This window comes from Bacillus sp. EE-W1 (assembly GCF_009760835.1).
Classification (GTDB): Bacteria; Bacillota; Bacilli; order Bacillales; family Bacillaceae_G; genus Bacillus_A; species Bacillus_A wiedmannii.
Genome location: NZ_WIPE01000041.1, coordinates 1 through 20,376 on the forward strand (window position 1 = coordinate 1; position 20,376 = coordinate 20,376).

Consider the following 20,376-nt stretch of genomic DNA (forward strand, 5'->3'; position numbering starts at 1 on the left):
GTGAAGAGACAGAGAAACCGGGTGAAGGAATGGTAAACGTAGATAAAGAACAACCTACCTCACCAGAAAAAGGACAAGGTGCGTCTCATGCACAACGCCTTCCAGCCACAGGACATGATATGAATTATCTTCCATTCGTTGGTTTTGCTCTTGTTTTATTAGGGATACGTCTTAGATTTATGATTAAAAATAGTTAATAGTTTTATAAAAGGCATAAGAGAAATGTTATCTCTTATGCCTTTTAGTTTTTTGTTTAAGCTTCAATAACCTTAAGCATTCGATTTAAAAATGCGGCTGATTCAGCACGTGTTGCTGTGCCTTTTGGTACGAATTCATTGCGCTCGTTCCCTTTTACGATGCCGTATGCGTAAACATTTTGTAATGCTTTCTTATCGTATGCTAAATTTTGGTCAGTGAATGGTAATTTCACTTCTTTTCTATAAATCCAGTTATATTCTAATGCACGGTCAATCATAATAACAGCTTCATCACGTGTTATTGTAGCAGTCGGATCAAATTTATTATTCCCACGACCATTAATGATACCTGCGCTAGCTGCACGATTAATTCCGTCTACTAAAGATGGATGTGCTTCGTTTAAGTCTGTAAATTTAGCGTTTCCAGCCGGTAATTTTAAAGCTCGCGACATTAAATTTGCAAACTCCGCTCGTGTTACGAGGCGGTTTGGCCAGTAAGAACCATTTCCATCACCGAACATGATTTTCCTAGCTGCTAATTGACGAATGTCTTGTTCATACCAACCACCTGTAATGTCATCTTTTTCATGAGGGACTTCTGGCGGTGGCATAACCTCTTTACGATGTTCATTATAGTAAGCGTTCGTGCCTTTTAAGAAAGCATCCCATTGTCCGCGTTGAATCATAAATGCAGGGCAGTTTTTTCCGCTCCAAAATTGATGCTTTTGCACGTGATCTAGAGATATGTTTAATTCGTTCATTAAATAAGCAGCTAATTTTCGGGCATTTTCTACCGCCTTCGTATAATTCCCATCACTATTCACAGCAATTTCAATTCCGATAGATTCATAGTTTCCTGTCTTATTTCCAGCATGCCAACCAACTTCATTTAATGGAAGATGTTGATAAATTTCTTTGTCATCCACTGTAAAATGCCAAGATGCTGAACGATCAGTATTTCCGCGGGCTTGGCTATCTAAGTACTTCGCATGATTTAACGCGTTAGCACCTTTACTTGTATTAGCAGTTTCATGAATTGTAATGTATTTCGGTTCCATTGCGTAGCCAGGACGAATGTTTTCATTCCCTTTTGGAACGATCATTTCTTTAAATGTAACACCATAAACGTTATTTGTAGGCAAATTAGATGGTGTTTTGAAGAAAGTTGCGCTTCTCTTTTCGATAGAACCTGTTTTTTCAAATAATGATGCTTTTGTACCTTCGAATGTAGCTGAAGGAGCATAAATCCATTTCTCAGTTCCGTTCAGTTGAATTTTAAACCAATTTCCAGCTTGTTCAGTAGGAGCTACTGTTTGTGGCTGTAATGTCGTTTCTTCTTTAAACGATTGGAAAGGGAATGAATATATTGATGTTTCGTCTTTCACAATTAGTTTTTGATTTGAAAGTTTATGAATCTCTTGTACTTCTAAACTATTATTTTCCTTATTAACCCAACCAGAACCGGATGTAGTTTGTACGTAATATGTATTACCTTTTTTCTTCGTTGCCTTTACTACTGGTTCAGCAATTTCAATATTTGTTTTGGTTTTTAAGTCGTTTGCATCGTATAGTGGAAGTTTTGTTGATAAGTGGAGAAGATATTCACCCGAGATTTCAAGGTCGTTTTCTTCGTCATGTCTATGCTGTTTTGCATGTTCTTCAATGCTTTTTAACGCTTGTTCATCAATAGACAATTCCGCAGTTTTCTCTATATTTTCTGCGAATGAATGGGTAGGTGCTACAAATGTTTGTAATGCCAAAGTTAGTGCCAAAATGTTGTAAAACCTTTTTTTCATAGTTGTTTTTTAACACGTTATAGTATATATGTCGTGTTAACAGTCCTCCTTTGGATATATTTAAATTAGTAGCAAGTACTAATACGTTCTAGATTGTAACAAGAGTATATTACAATGTCTATACAACTAAGAAAAGTTCGTGAAAAACTAATATTCAGTTTGTTTTAAATAGGATATATGAATAAGGTAAAACCTTCTGTATTGACCTACAAACGCCCTTCAAGTAAACTAAAGAGAGTTTGCAAATGAAAAGGTGATAATGTTGTTAATTTCAATTAAAACGTTACAAGATGATCGTTTTTTACGTCCGCTGCAAAATATTGGCGGCTTATTTTTTGAAGATAGTACGATTGGATTTGAACAAGAGGAAGCAAATCTTATCGTTGATATACACATTGAAGAGAATGTGAAAGCATCTGCTCGTTTAACAGATGTGGCTACTGGAAATGTGTATGAAGAAACTTTCGCAAAAGATTTATCTGCTTTCACAGATGAAAAAGAGCGTATGAAGCAAGTGAAGCACGTTGTTTCTTATGTATATCTTTCTGTTCTTCAGCAGTTAACTGGTCTTGAACAAAGCTGGGGCATTTTAACAGGAGTTCGTCCGACAAAACTTCTTCATAAAATGCTTCAAAGTGGTATGTCAAAAGAAGAAGCACACCAAGAACTTCGTGAAAGCTATTTAATTCATGAAGAGAAAATTGAACTTCTTCAGCGTATTGTGGATTGCCAATTAGCGGTAGTTCCGGATTTATACCGTTTGAAAGAGGAAGTAAGTATTTATATCGGTATTCCATTCTGCCCAACAAAATGTGCATATTGTACATTCCCGGCGTATGCAATTAACGGACGCCAAGGCTCTGTTGATTCATTCTTAGGTGGTTTACATTATGAAGTTCGGGAAATTGGTAAGTTTTTAAAAGAAAAAGGTGTAACAGTTACGACGATTTATTACGGCGGGGGTACACCGACAAGTATTACAGCAGAAGAGATGGATATGCTGTATGAAGAAATGTATGAAGCGTTCCCAAATGTGAAAAATGTGCGTGAAGTAACAGTTGAGGCAGGTCGCCCAGATACAATTACGCCAGCAAAACTAGAAGTGTTAAATAAATGGAACATTGACCGTATTAGTATTAATCCGCAGTCATACCATCAAGAGACATTAAAAGCAATTGGGCGTCATCATACTGTAGAAGAAACAATTGAGAAGTATCACTTAGCTCGTGAAATGGGAATGAACAATATTAATATGGACTTAATTATTGGTCTTCCTGGTGAAGGGCTAGATATTTTCAAGCATACGTTAGATGAAACAGAAAAGTTAATGCCAGAATCGTTAACAGTTCATACGTTATCATTCAAACGTGCTTCTGAAATGACGCAAAACAAACGTAAATATAAAGTAGCTGGTCGCGAAGAAATTACAGCGATGATGCACGAAGCAGAAGAGTGGACGCAAAAGCATAATTACGTACCATATTACCTATATCGTCAAAAGAATATTTTAGGTAACTTAGAGAACGTTGGTTATGCAATGCCGACGCAAGAAAGTATTTATAACATTGTTATTATGGAAGAAGTTCAATCGATTATCGGACTTGGCTGTGGTGCATCAAGTAAATTTGTTCATCCGAAGACAGGCGCAATTACGCACTTCGCAAATCCGAAAGATCCAAAATCATATAACGATGGCTTCGTAAAATATACAGAAGACAAACTGAAAATTTTAGAAGAGCTATTCGTATAAGAAGAAAGAGGTTGTTCCGATTTGGAACAGCCTCTTTTTTATATTGTTGTGAGTAAATTGCTATAATTTCATTTATCAAGAGACCACACTGTTTGTAAAACTATGTCGATAATAATCAGAAAAATTAGTCAAATCATTAGAGGACAATGTCTACTTATGGACGAAATGATAGATTTATGAAAGAGAAAAGGGGGAAATTGTTGGCATGTACATGACGATAGGGAGAATATTTGATTTAGCGGTTGGTAAGTATCCGAATAAAGAGGCGTTAGTAGAGCCGGAAAAAAATATTCGCTGGACATATAAACAGTGGGATGAGCAAATAAATAAAACGGCGCAAGCTCTATTGAAAGAAGGGGTAAGAAAGGGAGATACTGTATCTGTTTACTTATATAATTGCCGTGAATTTGTAAACGTTTACTTAGCTTGTGCGAAAATTGGAGCGATCTTTAACCCGATTAATTTCCGCCTAAAAGCAAAAGAATTATCGTATATCCTCCAAGATGCAACCTCGAAAGTAGTAGTCTTTGAAAAAGCAGTTGAATCAACTGTTGCTATCATTGAACGAGATTTTCCAAATTCGTCTTTTTGGTACGTAGAAGACGATACACCTTCCTATGCTAGTTCTTACCATGAAAAAGTGAACGCAGCATCTTCTGACAAAGTAGATATCGAAATTGATGAAATGGATTATTGTTCTATGCTATATACGAGCGGTACGACAGGTCATCCGAAAGGCGTGCTACATCGTCATCGTGAAATGGCTGAGCATAGTATGATTTGTACGTATTTCTTAAAATATAATAGAGATAGTGCTGGGCTTGTAGTGGCGCCTTTATATCATTGCGGCGAGTTAAATGCTGGAATCATTCCGCGTATTCAAGTTGGTGGAAAGAATGTTATTTTACATCACTTTGATACGGATAGAGTATTACATACGATTCAAGAAGAGAAGATTACGACATTTTTTGCAGCACCGACGATGTGGAATATGTTACTGCAAAAAGATTTAACGCAGTACGATTTAACATCGATGAAGATTGGTATATATGGAGGAGCGGCAATGGCTCCAGCATTAGTGAAGGAATGTAAAGAACGTCTTTATATTGATCTCGTACAAATATACGGAATGACAGAAATGGGGCCAGTTGTTGCGTTTCTTGTAGAAGAAGATCAAATTACGAAAGCAGGTTCAGCAGGAACACCGTGCTTTAGTCATGAAATCCGCATTGTAAAACCAAATGATGATGCACCAGCAGAACCAGATGATGTATTACCTCCTTATGAAGTAGGGGAGATTATTTTACGCGGCCCAACTATGATGGCTGGTTATCATAACCGAGAAGAAGCAAATGCAAAATCGATGTATAAAGGATGGTATCACTCTGGTGATTTAGGTTACTTCGATAAAGATGGCTATTTATTCGTCGCAGATCGTGTGGATGATATGGTAATTAGCGGAGGCGTTAATATTTATCCACGTGAAATTGAAGATTTTCTACATAGTCATCCTGGTATATTAGATGTTGCGGTGCTTGGTGAGCCAGATGAATTATGGGGAGAACGTGTTGTGGCCGTCGTTGTAAAGAAAGATGAAACGATTACAGAAGAAGAATTAGAAATATATTGTAAAGAAAGTGATGAATTAGCAGATTATAAACGTCCACGTCACTATTTATTTGTGGATGAACTTCCTCGTAATGCGAGTGGAAAATTACAAAAATTTGTCCTGAGAGAGTCGTTGAAAGGCGCAAAACAATAGAAACCGATTTATACAAATAAGATTATCTTTCTTAATAAGGAAATAGTGTATATGTAAAAAAGCGGAGAGTATGTATCTCCGCTTTTTATTATTTTTGTAAGCATCAAGTATACATATTAATTAGTTAAAGTTATAGCGGTACAAAAATACGTTGAAATCTTCTTCCTTTGGTCCAAAATTAACTGCTTTTTCTTGTATGCGGTGGAAGTTTTGTCTATCATAAAATTCATAGTTGCATTCGTTATCTGTATATAAATATAAAGATGTTACGTCTTCTTTTTTCATATATTGTAACAAATCGTTTAGTAAAGACTTCCCAACTCCAAGACCTCTAGATTCTTCGGATACGATGAATAATTGTATACAGCCTTGAAATTGATCTTCTTTTCCTTGAATGAGTTCTTTATATGTTTTTTGTACTTGTATAAATGCTTTTAGAAATTCTCTATTCTCTTTATTCGTTATGAATAGCTTTAGCGTGTTAAAGGCAAAGCTAACAGTGTTATGGAAGCTCTTTAAACGGTTTTTATCTTTTTCAGAATCGCCTAAAATGACACCAATCACTTTATTATCTTTTTCGGCTACTTTACTGAAGGAACTTCCTAAAATACAACTGTGTAGATAAAAGTTTAATACTGAGTTTAAAAATTTTTTATCTGTAATGAATTCATTAAATCCAAATGCTTCACCGATTAAATGTTTTATAGGCTCATAGTCTTCCTTAACAAGACTTCTATATTGTACTGTGTTCATAATTGTATACTCCCTTTATTAATGTAAATGACTTATTATAAATAGTAAGGGCTCCTCTAAGGGGAGAGTCAATGGTTGTATGCGAAAAAATACAAGGGAAGAGATGCAAATGAAAAAAATGTTTTCTATTGGAGAAGTTGCAAAAATAAAGGATATTACGATAAAAGCGCTAAGATACTATCATAAGATGGGGATTCTTATTCCAAAACATGTTGATGAATCAACGGGGTATAGATATTATTCTATAGATCAATTTATTCACATTGATATTATAAAAAGCTGTCGAGAGTTGAATACGAGCATAGTAGAGCTGCAAGAGATTTTTAAGGAATGTAATACGGATAAATTGCTACGATTTTTACAATTGAAGAGAGAAGAAGCAGAAGAGCATATAAAGAAAATGAAAGAGGTAATGGAAACGATTGATGACTTACATGCGAAAGTAGTGAGTTCACAGGAAATATTAAAGAATGATGAAATCTCTATTGAATTTTTTGAACAACGTTATGTCGTTGTTGCGCCTTGTAAAGAAGTAGGGAGTTTACAGGAGTTGCTGTATTATTCCGATTTAGAGAAAATCGTGCAAGATTATGAAGAGAAAATGGAAATGGAGATGGGGATTCTCTACAACGTAAATGAAGATTGGGATGTAGAACCGAAGTATGTTTTTAATAAAGTACGAGATGATGTACATATGGAAGAGATGCAAAATATAAAAGTATTACCGGGCGGGAAATATATAACGTTAGCGTATAGTAAAGAGAATGAAGAGGAACGTAGAAATACTATGATTAAATATATGAAAGAAAATAGTATAGAAGTAGAGAGTTTTATTGAAGTGGAGTTAGTTAGTGATATTTTTAATGCGGAGACGTATAGTTGTCAAATTCAAATTTTGATAGGGGATAGTGAGAATAAGAAGTTTTGATGCTATAAATTTAGGGGGACGATCCAAAAAGCCTACTTACTTAATAAGAGAGACCATCCCTAAAAAATGGGACGGCCTCCTTAAATCGTATTACTTACGTGAAAATCCTTCTTCATCAAGGTATTCCGCAGCTTCTGGATAAGAGTTGAATGTACCGTCTAAGTTTACACCAGCGTACACGTTCCACATATCATCCTCTGAGATAAGAGTAAGGATATGGCCGTCTTCGTTATGCCATTCTTCTTCTTTCGCAGGTTCTGCAGGAACTACGATTTCTTCTTGAGATAATAGTTCAATTGATTGCTCAATTACTGAGCGTAATTCATCTGCTGAAAATTCGCGGATGTTAATCATACCTTTATCATCCGTTTTATAACCTTTAATACCATTTGCATATACAAAGCCGTTTCCGTTTGGATGTAAATGATATACAACGTTCTTTTTATCTAAACGACTTTCTTCAAAGTGAAAGTTCACGCGTTTTAATGATACGTTCTTTCTTTCTAATTCAGGGAAAGATTCAATAATCGATAATTTTTCTTCAAAAGTTAGCATAGTGCCTCCAAATATATAATAAAAGATTTAATTTATCTATTATAGCACAGTTACAATGGTTTCCAAAGATGCGGCGTGAGCTTACAATTGAATGCGTTTACGTCACGATACTGTAAAAAGTGGACTAACGAATGTATTCTTTTAGGTGTACAATGGAACGTGGACTTAATGTGAAGGTGGTTATTTATATGTTTCAAAAAATAGCAAAGGAATGTTTAGCAGGTTTTACTGTTGCGATTGTTGCGTTGCCACTTGCCATTGCATTTGGTATTGCTGCAACGGGAACATCTGAGGGAGCACTAGTCGGATTGTATGGTGCGATTTTTGCAGGTTTATTTGCGGCGTTATTTGGTGGTACACCTGGGCAGGTAACGGGGCCAACTGGACCGATTACGGTTATTGCAACAGGAGTTATTGCGACGCACGGATTAGAGGCGAGTTTTATAGCCTTTATGATGGCGGGACTGTTTCAAATTTTATTCGGTGTATGTAAGCTTGGATCTTACGTTCGATACATTCCGTATCCTGTCGTTTCAGGATTTATGAACGGAATCGCATTAATTATTATTTTAGGTGAAATAAAGCATGTGCAAAATAGTTTTCTACTCGTAGTATTAACGATTATTGTAATGATTGTTTCTGGAAAATGGATTAAGGCTATTCCGTCTAGTTTAGTTGCATTAGTCGGTGTAACTGCTTTACTTCCTTTATTTTCTTCTGCGTTAGAAGGGCTTACAGTGAAGTTACCGATTATCGGAAACTTGTCATTAAATAAGGTGATTGAAAAAATTGGGACGATTCCAGAAGCGATGCCGACGCTTCATATTCCATCTTTAAGTGGAACAGGGATTGCAGAACTTATTTTACCAGCGCTTAGTATTGCTTTATTAGGATCGATTGACTCGTTGTTAACATCGGTCGTAATGGATAATGTGACAGGTACACGTCATAAAAGTAATAAAGAACTGGTCGGACAAGGTATCGGTAATATGATGAGCGGGTTGTTTGGCGGATTAGCAGGGGCAGGGGCGACTGTACGGTCTATCGTTAATATAAGAAGCGGTGGTAAAACGGCGCTTTCAGCAAGTATGCATAGTGTTATATTATTTATTTTCATTATGGGACTTGGATCGGTCGTACAATACATTCCGCTTGCTGTATTATCAGGTATTTTAATTTTAACTGGTATTGGAATGTTTGATTGGGAAAGCATGAAGAAAATGCATGTAGCACCAAAAGGTGATGTCATTGTTATGCTCGTAACGATGATTGTCACAGTGAAGTTCGATTTAATGATTGCTGTTGCGTTCGGTATTATTCTTTCGTTCATTATATACATGGTGAAATGTAAAGAACGTAAAGCTTCTATTGTAAAAGAAAAAGACGCGACATATAAAATTAAAGGCCCACTTTCATTTTTAACAGTGGATCGTATTTTTTATGCTTTACAAGACGTAAAGTCTCCGGTTGTTTTACGTATGAAAGATGTGCGCTATATGGATGTATCAGGCGCAATGGCGTTATTTAATTTCATTGAGCAGTCGGATAAGTCAGGAGTGAGTGTGACGCTAGAACAAGTGCCTACTCATATTGAAAAAACGTTAGTAACGCTGGCGAGTAATGAGCAGAAAGATAAATTACAGTTTGTAGAAGCTGGTGCTATGTAAGGAAATGCCCTCGTATGAGGGTGTTTTTTATTGTGTTTAATATCTTTATATCGTGATGTTTTTATGTTATTGACATTTATTAATCTTAGCAGTATAGTAACATTCTAGATTAGGTATGTGCTATTATAAGAAGGTATATGAATTTTGAGATTCCTTTATATTCAGAAGGAAGAGCTGTAAGCTGGAGGGAATATTTGATGTACAAACAGTTACCACATGGAGTGAAGATCGGGATTACGCGATCAATTGTTGTTTCTTTTGAGAAGTATATGAAAGAAATTGAATGGCATGAAGAAAAATTTGATATGCAGCAATTTGTTGAACAGTGGAAACAGTATTTATACACAAAATCAACTTGGATTAATAAAGTAGACGAAGAGTTGAAAGGACATCCAGATTTCCATCAAGCATTAGCGATGAAAGTGAATGAAAAAATTAACGAGTTTATTAATGAAAAACCGACCGAAGAGCAAGTGGAGCAATTAAAGAGAAATAAAGTGAACCATGCAGATGACATGTGCAAATTAGAAGCTGAATATCATATTGAACGTTTATTAGTAACGAAGTAAATTTTACATAAAGAATAAGCTTGTCCAAGGAGGTGTGATGACCATCTTTTTGAACAGGCTTTTTTGTACGAAAAAGAAGAAGAGAGGTAGCTTTGGAAGCAGCCTCTCTTTATTATTAGTCTTGTGGTACAAATGCTTTCCAAGAAGATAGATCCATATCTTCTTTTAATATAGATGAAGCAGGGAAGACAAATGACCACGGTTTTGTAGTGTTCGTTTTAATTTCAAGGTTCGGTAATGTGAAAGCACCTTTAACAACAACTGCACCTGCTGCATCTTCAATGTGAAGAGGAAGTTGCTCTAGTTGAATGTCGTCTTTGCAACCGTTACGAATAAGAAGCGTTGTATGTAAATCACCGTTTTCTTTTCTTGCAGCTTGCAGACCTAGGAAGTTAATTTCACCATCATTTGGAGGTGTTAAATTGTCTACGAAATTACGTAAAGCTTCTTTGCTTGCTTCAGGTAACTGAGCTTCCCAAGATGGGTCTAAATCTAATACATGCTTACTTTCAAGTTCAAACGCTAATTCCCAATCTGTTTGCGATAATTCGGCACCTGTAATTGTTTCTTGCTCAAATGTAAAGATGAATGGCATATTTACATTTGCAGGAATATCTCCTAATGCAGAAAGGTTAAATGTTTTGCGGGCACATAGTTTCTTCTCTTTATTTAGAAGGATTAATGTAACCTCTTCGAAAGAAATTGGTTTCGGAACAGTGCTACGAATAAATACAGCTACGTCATAACCATTATCACGTTTTTCAATCTCAATTCCAGATAAAGAAATTTGATATTCTTGTAAACGTGTTAGTTCTTTATGTAAAAATTGATAAATGTATTTTTGTTCTTGTGCTACTGCACCCCAGCTAGGGTGGAAGTAAAGCGTTGGTTTTACTGTTTTATTTTCAGTATTTGTTTCTTCTTGTCCGAATAATTGATTACTAGAGACAGTCGTATCTTTTCCGCTTTTCTTAGCTCTTTTTAGGAATGATAACATAATCTTTCACCTCGTTATTGTACGTTTTCAGGAACACCTAAATGTCTTGCAACATAGCGGCACATTTCTTTTTCGAAATTACCATATGTGTATAAAAAGATATCTAAGCCTTCTTTTTGATAAAGACGAGTAGGGTCTTCTTGTTGATATTGTCTTAGCCCGATGCCTTCTTTTAAGTGAGTCATTGCATCTAAGTGATTTACCCAGTTCTGATCTAGGAAATGAAGGGAAACATATCGTAGCGACTGCTGTAAATCAGTATGGCTATTTAGCTCATTTACGCGCTCTTTATAAAGAGATAATGTTTCTTTCAAAACGGATTGTAAATCTTCCGGTGAATGTACATTATTCGCTGATAGTGATGGCATGTTTTCTACTGGTAAAATTTCATTTATATTTGCTGTTAAACTAGCGAAATCCCATTCTTCTGGAAGCATACCTTCCAAAAGATATTGCTTAGAAATGGCTTCTACAGCATGATCAATCATTGGAATAATAATTTCAATCATATTTATATCTTCTTGTAACAAGTTATTACGTAATTTATAAATAACGTTACGTTGGTCATTTATTACATCATCTAACTTTAAATTGTACTCACGCATTGAGAAATGGCTACCTTCACAAATTAATTGTGTACGGTTCACGAAGTCATGAACTTTAGAAGTTAGAATAAGTCCTGTTTCATCTGACTTCAGTGATTTATTTAATTTCTCCATTTCTTCATGTGCGAAACGTTTTAACATTTCATCTTCTAAAGAAAGGAAGAACTGAGAACTACCTGGATCTCCTTGACGACCAGCACGACCTTTTAACTGATTGTCAACGCGTCTTGATTCATGGCGTTCTGTCCCGATTACATGTAATCCACCAAGTTCGTGAACACCCTCACCTAGTATAATATCAGTACCTCGTCCGGCCATATTCGTCGCAATTGTAACTTGTCCTTTTTGTCCAGCTGTTGCAATTAAATCGGCCTCTTGTTCTGCGCTTTTCGCATTCAATAATTGATATGTAATATGCACTTCATCTAAGTAACGCGCAACGGTTTCAGATTGTAAAATAGACATTGTCCCAATTAAAATCGGGCGTCCTTGTTTATTGTGCTTTAGAACATCTTCACGTACAGCTTTATATTTAGCATCGGCTGTTACGTACACGACGTCATTTTTGTCTTCACGAATGATAGGACGGTTTGTCGGAATTGGCATAACTTCCATGTTATATACACGGTTAAATTCTTTTTCTTCCGTTTTTGCTGTACCTGTCATACCAGATAATGCTGGATACATACGGAAGAAGTTTTGAATTGTAATGGATGCTTGCGTTTGGTTTTCTTCAGTGATTTCTAAACCTTCTTTCGCTTCAAGAGCTTGGTGTAAACCGTCACTTAAAGAGCGACCATCCATAACGCGGCCCGTGAAAATATCTACAAGTAGAATTTTTTCATCATGTACAATATAGTCAACATCACATTGGAAAGCGACATGAGCTCGTAATGCTTGGATCATATAATGATATAAAGTTTGATGTTCTAAATCATATAGGTTATCGATATCAAATAAATCTTCTATTTTTGTAATACCGTCTTCTGTAAAACTAGCAGATTTCGATTCTGCATCGTACGTGTAATGAAGAGTATCCTGGAATGATTTAATAACTTTTGCACATAAATAGTGTAAATCAGTGCTGCTTGATTTCTTACCCGCGATAATAAGAGGCGTCTTCGCTTCATCAATTAAAACGCTATCAATCTCATCGATAATAGCAAAATGATAGGGACGTTGTACCTGTTCATTTTTTGAAGAGGCCATATTATCACGTAGATAGTCAAAGCCAAATTCTGTTCCAATACCATATGTAATATCAGCTTCGTAAGCAAGTTTCTTTTCGGTAGGATCGATTTGAGGAATATTCAATCCAACCGTTAAACCTAGAAATTCATGAACTTGGCCAATTAATTCTTTATCTCGTTTTGCTAAATAGTCATTTACAGTAATAACGTGAACGCCTTTTCCTTCAAGAGCACGTACGTATGTTGGAAGAGAAGAAACTAATGTTTTTCCTTCGCCAGTTGGCATCTCTGCAATATTACCTTCTAATAGTACAAGGCCACCAATTAACTGCACATCGTAGTGTCGTAATCCAAGTACACGCTTTGCTGCTTCACGTACAACAGCGAACGCCTCTACTTTTATATCATCCACTGTTTTTCCATCATGTAGCATGTTTTTAAATATAATAGTATTATGACGTAATTCTTCATCAGATAAATCAGATAGTTTTGCTTCTAGATTATTAATGTCTTGAACAAGTTGTTCATATTTTTTTAGTTTTCTCTTTTGAGAATCTCCTAACAGCTTTTTTACCGAATTCAGCATGTTGTAAACACTCCTCTTACTGACAATAGCTACATTATAGCACATGTTTATCTGGAATAAGTAGAAGTAGTAAATTGAAGAAAAAACTGGATATAAATAAGGTGTTATTGCACATGCTATATTTGAAGGGCATAAAGAAAGAGAGTATTCAATGTATAAGAAATTTGGTATGATAGCTAAATGAGATAAAGTGAAAATTTTCAAAAAAGAGAAGAATATAGCTATCTCGTTTTATGATGTAATAAGTATTTAAATTATATATTGAAAGAAAAGAGCTAGAAGATGAATAATAAGTTTGTGAAAGGCGCTGCGATTTTAACGATTACAACGTTTCTATCGAAAGTGTTGGGAAGTTTTTTTCAAATCCCATTACAAAATATAGCAGGAGATGAAGTGCTTGGGATTTTCCGCCTTGTTTTTCCTGTATATATGATAGCTTTAACTTTATCAGTAGCGGGAGTACCGCTAGCTATATCACAGTTAATCGCTGAACTTCATGAGAAGAATGACCAGGGCGGGATTGCCAAACTATTTACGTCAGCATCTATTATTGGAGTAATATTTGGGGTGCTTGGATTTTCGGTTATTATGATTGGATCAAGTATGTTTGCAAATATGCTTGGTGGACAAGATACGAGACTCCCATTAATTGTCACTTCGTTTGCTTTATTAATCGCACCATATATGGCGGTATATCGAGGGTATTTCCAAGGTTTTGGAGATATGATTCCTACCGGGGTGTCACAAGTGATTGAGCAGTTCATTCGTGTTTTCTTTATGTTAGCAATTGCATTCTTATTCGTATCTTGGAATAAAGATAGTGATGTTGTAACAGGCGGCGCAATGATTGGTTCTTGCCTTGGGGTAATTACGTCACTTATCTATTTGAGATTGAAGTATGTAAAAAGTATATATCGTTATAAAAGTAATACATATTCACTGCAAGACTTTAAAGAAAATGCAAAAAAGATACTTCAGGTTTCGATTCCAATTGCGATTGGAGCATTATCGATGCCGTTGTTAAATTTAGTTGATTCTGTAACGATTCCACATATGTTGCATGAATCCACTACAACGATTCAAGAACAATTTGGTATATATAGTCGTGGCTTTGCGTTTACACAATTAATTGTCGTGTTTGCAAGCGCGATGGTATTTCCGTTAATCCCGTTGTTAACTGCTGCATTAACAAAGAAAGATATAGCGTTAGCAAAACACACAATTGAACGAACAAATGAGCTTGCTCATGTTTTAACAACGCCGATAACAATCTGGCTCATGGCACTTACAGTCCCGTTAAATGTTGGGTTGTTTACAGATGCTAAAGGGAGCGGCATGTTAGCTATTTTAATTGGTAGTTCGTATTTCACATCACTTATGGTATTATCAATAGGGATTTTGCAAGGAATTAACCGTTCTAAGCAAGCGGCGTGGATAGTTGTTGGAGCGAGTTTTGTAAAAGTCATATTAAATATAGTACTCGTAAGTCAATTTGGCATAACTGGTGCGGCTTATAGTACACTGATCATATATATCATAATTTGTATCGTAAATTATATATACATTCGAAAAGAATTGGCTTATTCAATTCGCATGGGGAGATTTTTTGCTGTAATCGGAGTATCTAGTATAGTAGGTATAGGATTATATTTCACATCTACTGTAATAAATGTGGTAGATTCTAGATTTATTGCAATGATGTATAGTGGTTTAGCATTTTGTGTGGCCTTGTTCATATATGGCATATGCGCATTAAAGTTGAACTGGATATCCAAAAAGCAAATTCCATTTTTAAGTAAGTAAATTTGTCTATAAATGAGTATGGCTATGTATATGTTTGTGAAAGAAATCAATTTGAAGTTATCCAACTTTTCTTATTAAAGAGTTGATAGCAATTTGTTGAATGACAAAAAGTTGATTGCGAAATGTTGGAGGAGATTAAGAGTGCGGTTAGTTTTATCAGGATATTATGGTTTTTATAATGTTGGGGACGAAGCAATTTTGCAATCAATTATTAAAGCGCTACATGAAGAGAATCCTACTCTTGAGCTTGTTGTACTTTCGAATGACCCCGACTATACAAGAAAAATGTACGGTGTAGAGGCAGTAAATCGCTGGGATATAAGAGCAATTTATAAGGAAATAAAGAGAAGTAACGGTTTAATTAGCGGAGGGGGAAGTCTCCTTCAAGATAAAACGAGTATTAAAAGCATTTTGTACTATACAGGTATTATGCGGATTGCTCGTTTTTTGAAGAAGCCGTATTATATTTACGCGCAAGGAATTGGTCCAATTACGAAAAGACAAAATCGTTTATTAGTGAAATGGCAAGTATCAAAAGCGGCATATATATCAGTTCGTGATGAAGATTCATTTTTGTATTTAAAAGAAATGGGTATTAAGAAAGAGATCGAACTAGTTCCAGATCCAGTATTGGCATGTCAACCAGAAGGAATGAAGTCGGATTGGCTGCAAAAACATTCGATTCAAGGGAAAGTAATTGCAGTTAGTGTGAGGTATTGGGACGCGAAAGAAGATTATATGAAGAAGCTAGCAGATACGCTGAAAAAATTTAAGCGTGAAGGATACCATATTTTATTCGTACCAATGCACGGACCATTTGATCAAAATGCATCACGCGATATTATTAACTTAATGGGAGAAGAAGCTCATATGCTTCCGTATAAGCTGGATATTCATGAGAAAATTTCAATTTTGTCGGAATGTTCGCTTCTAATAGGTATGAGACTTCATGCGCTTATATTATCAGCGGTTGCTAATATTCCTATGGTCGGTATTTCATATGATCCAAAGATCGATTCATTTTTACAACAAGTAAATCAGCCGATTATCGGAAACGTAGATGGTGACTGGACGGCTGAAACTTTGTATAACGTGGCAACGAAACAACTGGAACAAAAAGAATATGTACAAGAAACATTGGAACAAAGAGTAGAAGAATTGAGAGAACAAATTTCAACAGCGTCTCGCTACATCATAAGTGACTTGAATTCAAAAGAGTTCGAAAAAAGGGGAATGTAATCTTAATTTAAGAGGACATCCTCTTTTTTTATTAGTTGAAAAATATAAAATGTCGAAAGAAAATAAATATTTGTAGAAAAATGTCGAATTGTATAAATACTTTTAAATGTATGCTCATAAAAAAGAAGTTTGAGAGATAAGATGTATGTTTGATAATCCTAACATTCTTATATAGAGAATGTTAGGATTATGCGTTTTATTTGGTAAATTATAAGAAAATAGGTTTGTTAATTTTAAAGAATGAGAATGTAATAAAAATGTCGAAGTATATAAAAATAAGCTGTCGATTAATGTCGTAATATCTTCATAGTTAAATATTGAAATTGGAAACGTTTTTCTGTTATAGTTGTAAATGGTTATAAGAAGATGGTTGAAAATGTAATTCTGACGCGTTTTTCCGTTCATTTAAAATATTCTGATTTTATAATCTGGATGTTTTAAAATAAAAGTCGAAAAAATGATCGTTCAGAATTTCGAAAATTCACTTTTTTGTCGAATTTGAGATTTTAAATTGGATGAAAAGGGTGTATGATTTCTTTACGATTCCGTAATACAGGATATTCTATTATTCTGTACAAAGAATACGTTAACCACATTTATATCTACTAGTTTCAAAAATAAATAGAATATCTATTTAAAAACTTATGGAACTAGTATTACATTCCTAAGGAGGAAATATATAAAATGGCAAAGACTAACTCTTACAAAAAAGTAATCGCAGGTACAATGACAGCAGCAATGGTAGCAGGTGTTGTTTCTCCAGTAGCAGCAGCAGGAAAATCATTCCCAGACGTTCCAGCTGGTCATTGGGGATTAGATTCTATCAATTACTTAGTAGATAAAGGTGCAATCGAAGGTAAGCCAGATGGTACATACGCTCCAGCTGAAGAAATTGATCGTGCTTCTGCTGCGAAAATTATGGCAATTACATTAGGTTTAGAAGTTAAAGAGGGTGCAAAACCATCTTTCAAAGATGCTCAAGATTCATGGGCTGCTAAATATATCGCAGCTGTTGAAAAAGCTGGTGTGATTCAAGGGGATGAAACTGGTAAGTTTAATCCAAACAACCAAATTAATCGTGCTTCTATGGCAACAATGATCGTAAAAGCATACAAATTAGACAGCAAAGTAAGCGGAGAATTAGAAACTAAATTCTCTGATTTAGAAAAGCACTGGGGTAAAAAAGCTGCTAACATTTTAGTTGCTTTAGGTATCACTAATGGTACTGGTAATGGTTGGGAGCCAGATAAATCTGTAACTCGTGCAGAAGCTGCTAAATTCATTGCTAAGACTGACATGCAGTTCGGACAAAAAGCAGAAGCTAAAGTTGAGTCTATTAAAGCAATCAACGCTAAAGAGATCGAAGTTAAATTCGGTACTGAAGTTAAAGATGTAACTGCTGCAAACTTTGCAGTTGTAGAAGGTTCAAAAGAACTTGATATTGAAAAAGTTGAGTTAAGCAAAGATAAAAAATCAGCAACTATTACACTAAAAAATGCACTTGTAAATAAACAAGCTTATGTTGCACATGTTAAAGATGTTAAATCTGTAGATGGAAAAGACATTCCAAAAGCATTAGAAGTAATTTTCTTTAACGATGAAGTAGCTCCAACTGTATCTACAGTATCTACTCCAGACGGAAATGTTAAAGTAGTATTCAGTGAAAAGTTAAGTGCAGATGAAGTAACTGTTGTTATTAACGGTACGAAATTCACAGCTTCTCCTGTAGACAATACAGTTACATTAACAAAAGCTGATGTTGCATCTGTAGTTAAAAACGGTGAAGCATTTAACGTAATCGTAACTGGTGCTAAAGATTTAGTTGGTAACACAATGGAAATGTACGAAGGTAAAGCTACTTATAAAGTAGAAAAAGATGTTACAGCTCCAGAAGTTAAAGAAGTTAAAGTGAAAGAACTTGCTGAAGGCGTAGCTACATTAGAAGTTACATTCTCAGAAGAACTTTCTGCAGAAGGTAAAGTAGTAGTTAAAAAAGGTAATAAAGTAGTAGAAGGTACTACAATCGCTCTTGATCAAGATACTACAAAAGCAATTGTTACAGTACCAGGAGCTCTTACAGAGAAAGAAACAGCTGCAAACATTACAGTTGAATTTGTTGGCTACAAAGATGCAGCTAACAATGTAGGTACTAAAGTAACTAAAGAAGTAAAAATTACAAAAGATGTTGTAGCTCCTAACTTCGTAAAAGTTGAAGCTAATGAAAATAAAGCAGCAACACTTACTTTCGATAAAGATGTAACTGCGCAAGAAGGAAAACTTCGTGTAATTAACTTAGATACAAGTAAAGATGTAACTAAAGAAGTAGCTGTTGCTCCAGTTGAGGATAATAAAAAAGCTATCACTTTAACATTCCCAGAAAAGGGTAACTATAAAGTTGCTGCTACAAAAGGATTTGTAAAAGATACAGCTGGTAATGAATCTGCAGCATTTACTAAAGAAGTAAAAGTTGTAGAGAAAAAAGAAGAAGGTAAAAAAGATGAAGTAGCACCAAAAGCAACTAAAGTTGAGCGTGTTGCAGATAGCAAAACTAAGTTTACAGTAACATTTGATAAAGAAGTAAAAGGTGGCCAAGGCACTGATTCAGCTTCTAATGCAAACAACTACACTTTAGCTGGTGCTAAATTACCAGAAGGTACTTTAATCGTTGTTAATGCTGATGGAAAATCAGTAACAATTGAATTACCAGAAACATTTACTTTCGAAAAATCAGAAACAGTGAAATTCACAGTAGCTAACGTTGCAAACAAAGATGGAGTAAAAATGGGTACAACAAACTTATTAGTAAATGTTGTAGATACAAAAGCTCCTGAATTCAAATCAGCTAAAATTACAAAAGTTGATGCTAAAGAAATCACTTTAACATTCTCTGAAGCTGTAAACGTTGATGCAAATGACTTTGTAATTGACCTAAACGGTGTAGTATTAACTACGACAAAAGCTGATGTAACAGCTGAAGCTTCTAAAGACGTAGTTCTTAAAGTAACAGCTCCAACAGATGTTAACTTAGCAACTGGTACAGTTACAGTAAAAGCTAAAGAACTAGAAAATAATGCTAAATATGAGTTTAAGACTACTGACAAAGCAGGAAATGCACTTGCTGCTTTCAAATCAGTAACAGCAACTCGCTAATTGAAATTTATTTCAATGAAAAGAGTCCACAATATGTGGGCTCTTTTTTTATGGTTAATTTCTATATAAAACGATCTCTAAAAAATAGATTATATTTTGCAAATTAGTAGTTCGTTTTATTGAGAAATAAATCGAAAGCGTTTTCAAAAATAGAAGAATATCTCATTAATATGTAAATTATTTGTAAATTCACACCTTTTTTTGTTAAAAAAACATTCGAAAAGAAGAATAAAATGTCGAAATTCAATAATTTTAGTCGAATGCAGTCTGAAAATTGTATTTATTGTAAAAAACATTTAAGTGATGAAGTGGAAATATGTGCTATAATTCCAATTGTGTATTCGATATGAAAAATATACGAAGCGCAGTGAGAGTGGTTTATAGGAAAACAGTTTGTTCATTTCTATATTTGAGTATTATTAATATACTAATAATACAATGAAAAGACTGAATTATCAGAATGTGTCGAATCTTCTTTTGATAAAGTTCTTGATAACGAATAGTTTTGTATAGTATGATGAACTTGTTTCAAAAAATGGTATTTAAACCTTATATTTACATTTAACGGTTTGTATCATTTTATTATATGAACTACTTTTCATTATAGTATTTTTGTTTGTGCTTTTATTGTTTTATGGTTTTTCTAACTAGCTAGTTTTCAAATTTAATATGATATGAAACTAGTAGCATATTCCTGAAGGAGGAAATTTATAAAATGGCAAAGACTAACTCTTACAAAAAAGTAATCGCAGGTACAATGACAGCAGCAATGGTAGCAGGTGTTGTTTCTCCAGTAGCAGCAGCAGGAAAATCATTCCCAGACGTTCCA

14 protein-coding genes are annotated in these 20,376 nt (G+C 34.8%); 9 read left to right on the top strand and 5 right to left on the bottom strand.

Going from position 1 to position 20,376, the window contains the following annotated elements:
• The coding region (locus GFJ36_RS03915) for an LPXTG cell wall anchor domain-containing protein (RefSeq protein ID WP_157349464.1) at window positions 1-197 on the top strand (197 nt) is incomplete at its 5' end.
• A 56-nt stretch (window positions 198-253) separates the two neighbouring features.
• Here the strand turns inward: GFJ36_RS03915 and GFJ36_RS03920 are convergent.
• Window positions 254-1,993 carry an S-layer homology domain-containing protein gene (locus GFJ36_RS03920; protein ID WP_098082470.1) on the bottom strand — a complete coding sequence of 580 codons (1,740 nt, stop codon included), beginning with the start codon at window positions 1,991-1,993 and terminating at the stop codon, window positions 254-256.
• A gap of 259 nt (window positions 1,994-2,252) precedes the next feature.
• Here GFJ36_RS03920 and GFJ36_RS03925 point away from each other — a divergent pair, with 259 nt between their 5' ends.
• Together GFJ36_RS03925 and GFJ36_RS03930 are read left to right on the top strand one after the other, a co-directional pair.
• The gene (locus tag GFJ36_RS03925) at window positions 2,253-3,743 is read left to right on the top strand and encodes a coproporphyrinogen III oxidase (protein ID WP_141542749.1); all 1,491 of its coding nucleotides are present in this window, start codon (window positions 2,253-2,255) and stop codon (window positions 3,741-3,743) included.
• A gap of 205 nt (window positions 3,744-3,948) precedes the next feature.
• Window positions 3,949-5,505 (top strand): fatty acid--CoA ligase, encoded by a 1,557-nt coding sequence (locus GFJ36_RS03930; RefSeq protein WP_097892123.1) that lies wholly within the window; start codon window positions 3,949-3,951, stop codon window positions 5,503-5,505.
• A 120-nt stretch (window positions 5,506-5,625) separates the two neighbouring features.
• On the opposite strand, the gene GFJ36_RS03935 is transcribed toward GFJ36_RS03930, so the two are convergent.
• Entirely contained in the window at window positions 5,626-6,258 is a 633-nt protein-coding gene (locus tag GFJ36_RS03935) for a GNAT family N-acetyltransferase (RefSeq protein WP_157349465.1), read from the bottom strand.
• Window positions 6,259-6,337: 79 nt separating this feature from the next.
• Here GFJ36_RS03935 and GFJ36_RS03940 point away from each other — a divergent pair, with 79 nt between their 5' ends.
• Window positions 6,338-7,186, top strand: coding sequence for a MerR family transcriptional regulator (locus tag GFJ36_RS03940; protein ID WP_097892129.1), 849 nt, complete (start codon window positions 6,338-6,340; stop codon window positions 7,184-7,186).
• A gap of 90 nt (window positions 7,187-7,276) precedes the next feature.
• Here GFJ36_RS03940 and GFJ36_RS03945 read toward each other — a convergent pair whose 3' ends face one another.
• Complete coding sequence (locus GFJ36_RS03945) at window positions 7,277-7,741, bottom strand: hypothetical protein (protein ID WP_088057384.1); 465 nt, start codon at window positions 7,739-7,741, stop codon at window positions 7,277-7,279.
• A 152-nt stretch (window positions 7,742-7,893) separates the two neighbouring features.
• Between GFJ36_RS03945 and GFJ36_RS03950 the strand changes: the two genes are divergently transcribed.
• Entirely contained in the window at window positions 7,894-9,408 is a 1,515-nt protein-coding gene (locus tag GFJ36_RS03950) for a SulP family inorganic anion transporter (RefSeq protein WP_141542750.1), read from the top strand.
• A gap of 197 nt (window positions 9,409-9,605) precedes the next feature.
• Window positions 9,606-9,977 (top strand): hypothetical protein, encoded by a 372-nt coding sequence (locus tag GFJ36_RS03955; RefSeq protein WP_097892131.1) that lies wholly within the window; start codon window positions 9,606-9,608, stop codon window positions 9,975-9,977.
• A gap of 115 nt (window positions 9,978-10,092) precedes the next feature.
• On the opposite strand, the gene GFJ36_RS03960 is transcribed toward GFJ36_RS03955, so the two are convergent.
• A complete protein-coding gene (locus GFJ36_RS03960) occupies window positions 10,093-10,974 on the bottom strand; it encodes an accessory Sec system S-layer assembly protein (RefSeq protein WP_088062128.1) in 882 nt (293 codons plus the stop codon).
• Window positions 10,975-10,988: 14 nt separating this feature from the next.
• Entirely contained in the window at window positions 10,989-13,355 is a 2,367-nt protein-coding gene (gene secA2, locus GFJ36_RS03965) for an accessory Sec system translocase SecA2 (RefSeq protein ID WP_097892134.1), read from the bottom strand.
• A gap of 282 nt (window positions 13,356-13,637) precedes the next feature.
• On the opposite strand from secA2, the gene GFJ36_RS03970 reads away from it, so the two are divergent.
• The 3 genes from GFJ36_RS03970 (at window position 13,638) to GFJ36_RS03980 (ending at window position 19,547) form a co-directional block, all read left to right on the top strand.
• Window positions 13,638-15,158, top strand: coding sequence for a putative polysaccharide biosynthesis protein (locus tag GFJ36_RS03970; protein WP_087985744.1), 1,521 nt, complete (start codon window positions 13,638-13,640; stop codon window positions 15,156-15,158).
• 141 nt (window positions 15,159-15,299) lie between these two features.
• The gene (gene csaB, locus GFJ36_RS03975; protein ID WP_088062132.1) at window positions 15,300-16,397 is read left to right on the top strand and encodes a polysaccharide pyruvyl transferase CsaB; all 1,098 of its coding nucleotides are present in this window, start codon (window positions 15,300-15,302) and stop codon (window positions 16,395-16,397) included.
• 684 nt (window positions 16,398-17,081) lie between these two features.
• Window positions 17,082-19,547: an S-layer homology domain-containing protein gene (locus GFJ36_RS03980; RefSeq protein ID WP_157349466.1), complete on the top strand. Its 2,466-nt coding sequence runs from the start codon at window positions 17,082-17,084 to the stop codon at window positions 19,545-19,547.
• The last annotated feature ends 829 nt before the right edge of the window (window positions 19,548-20,376 follow it).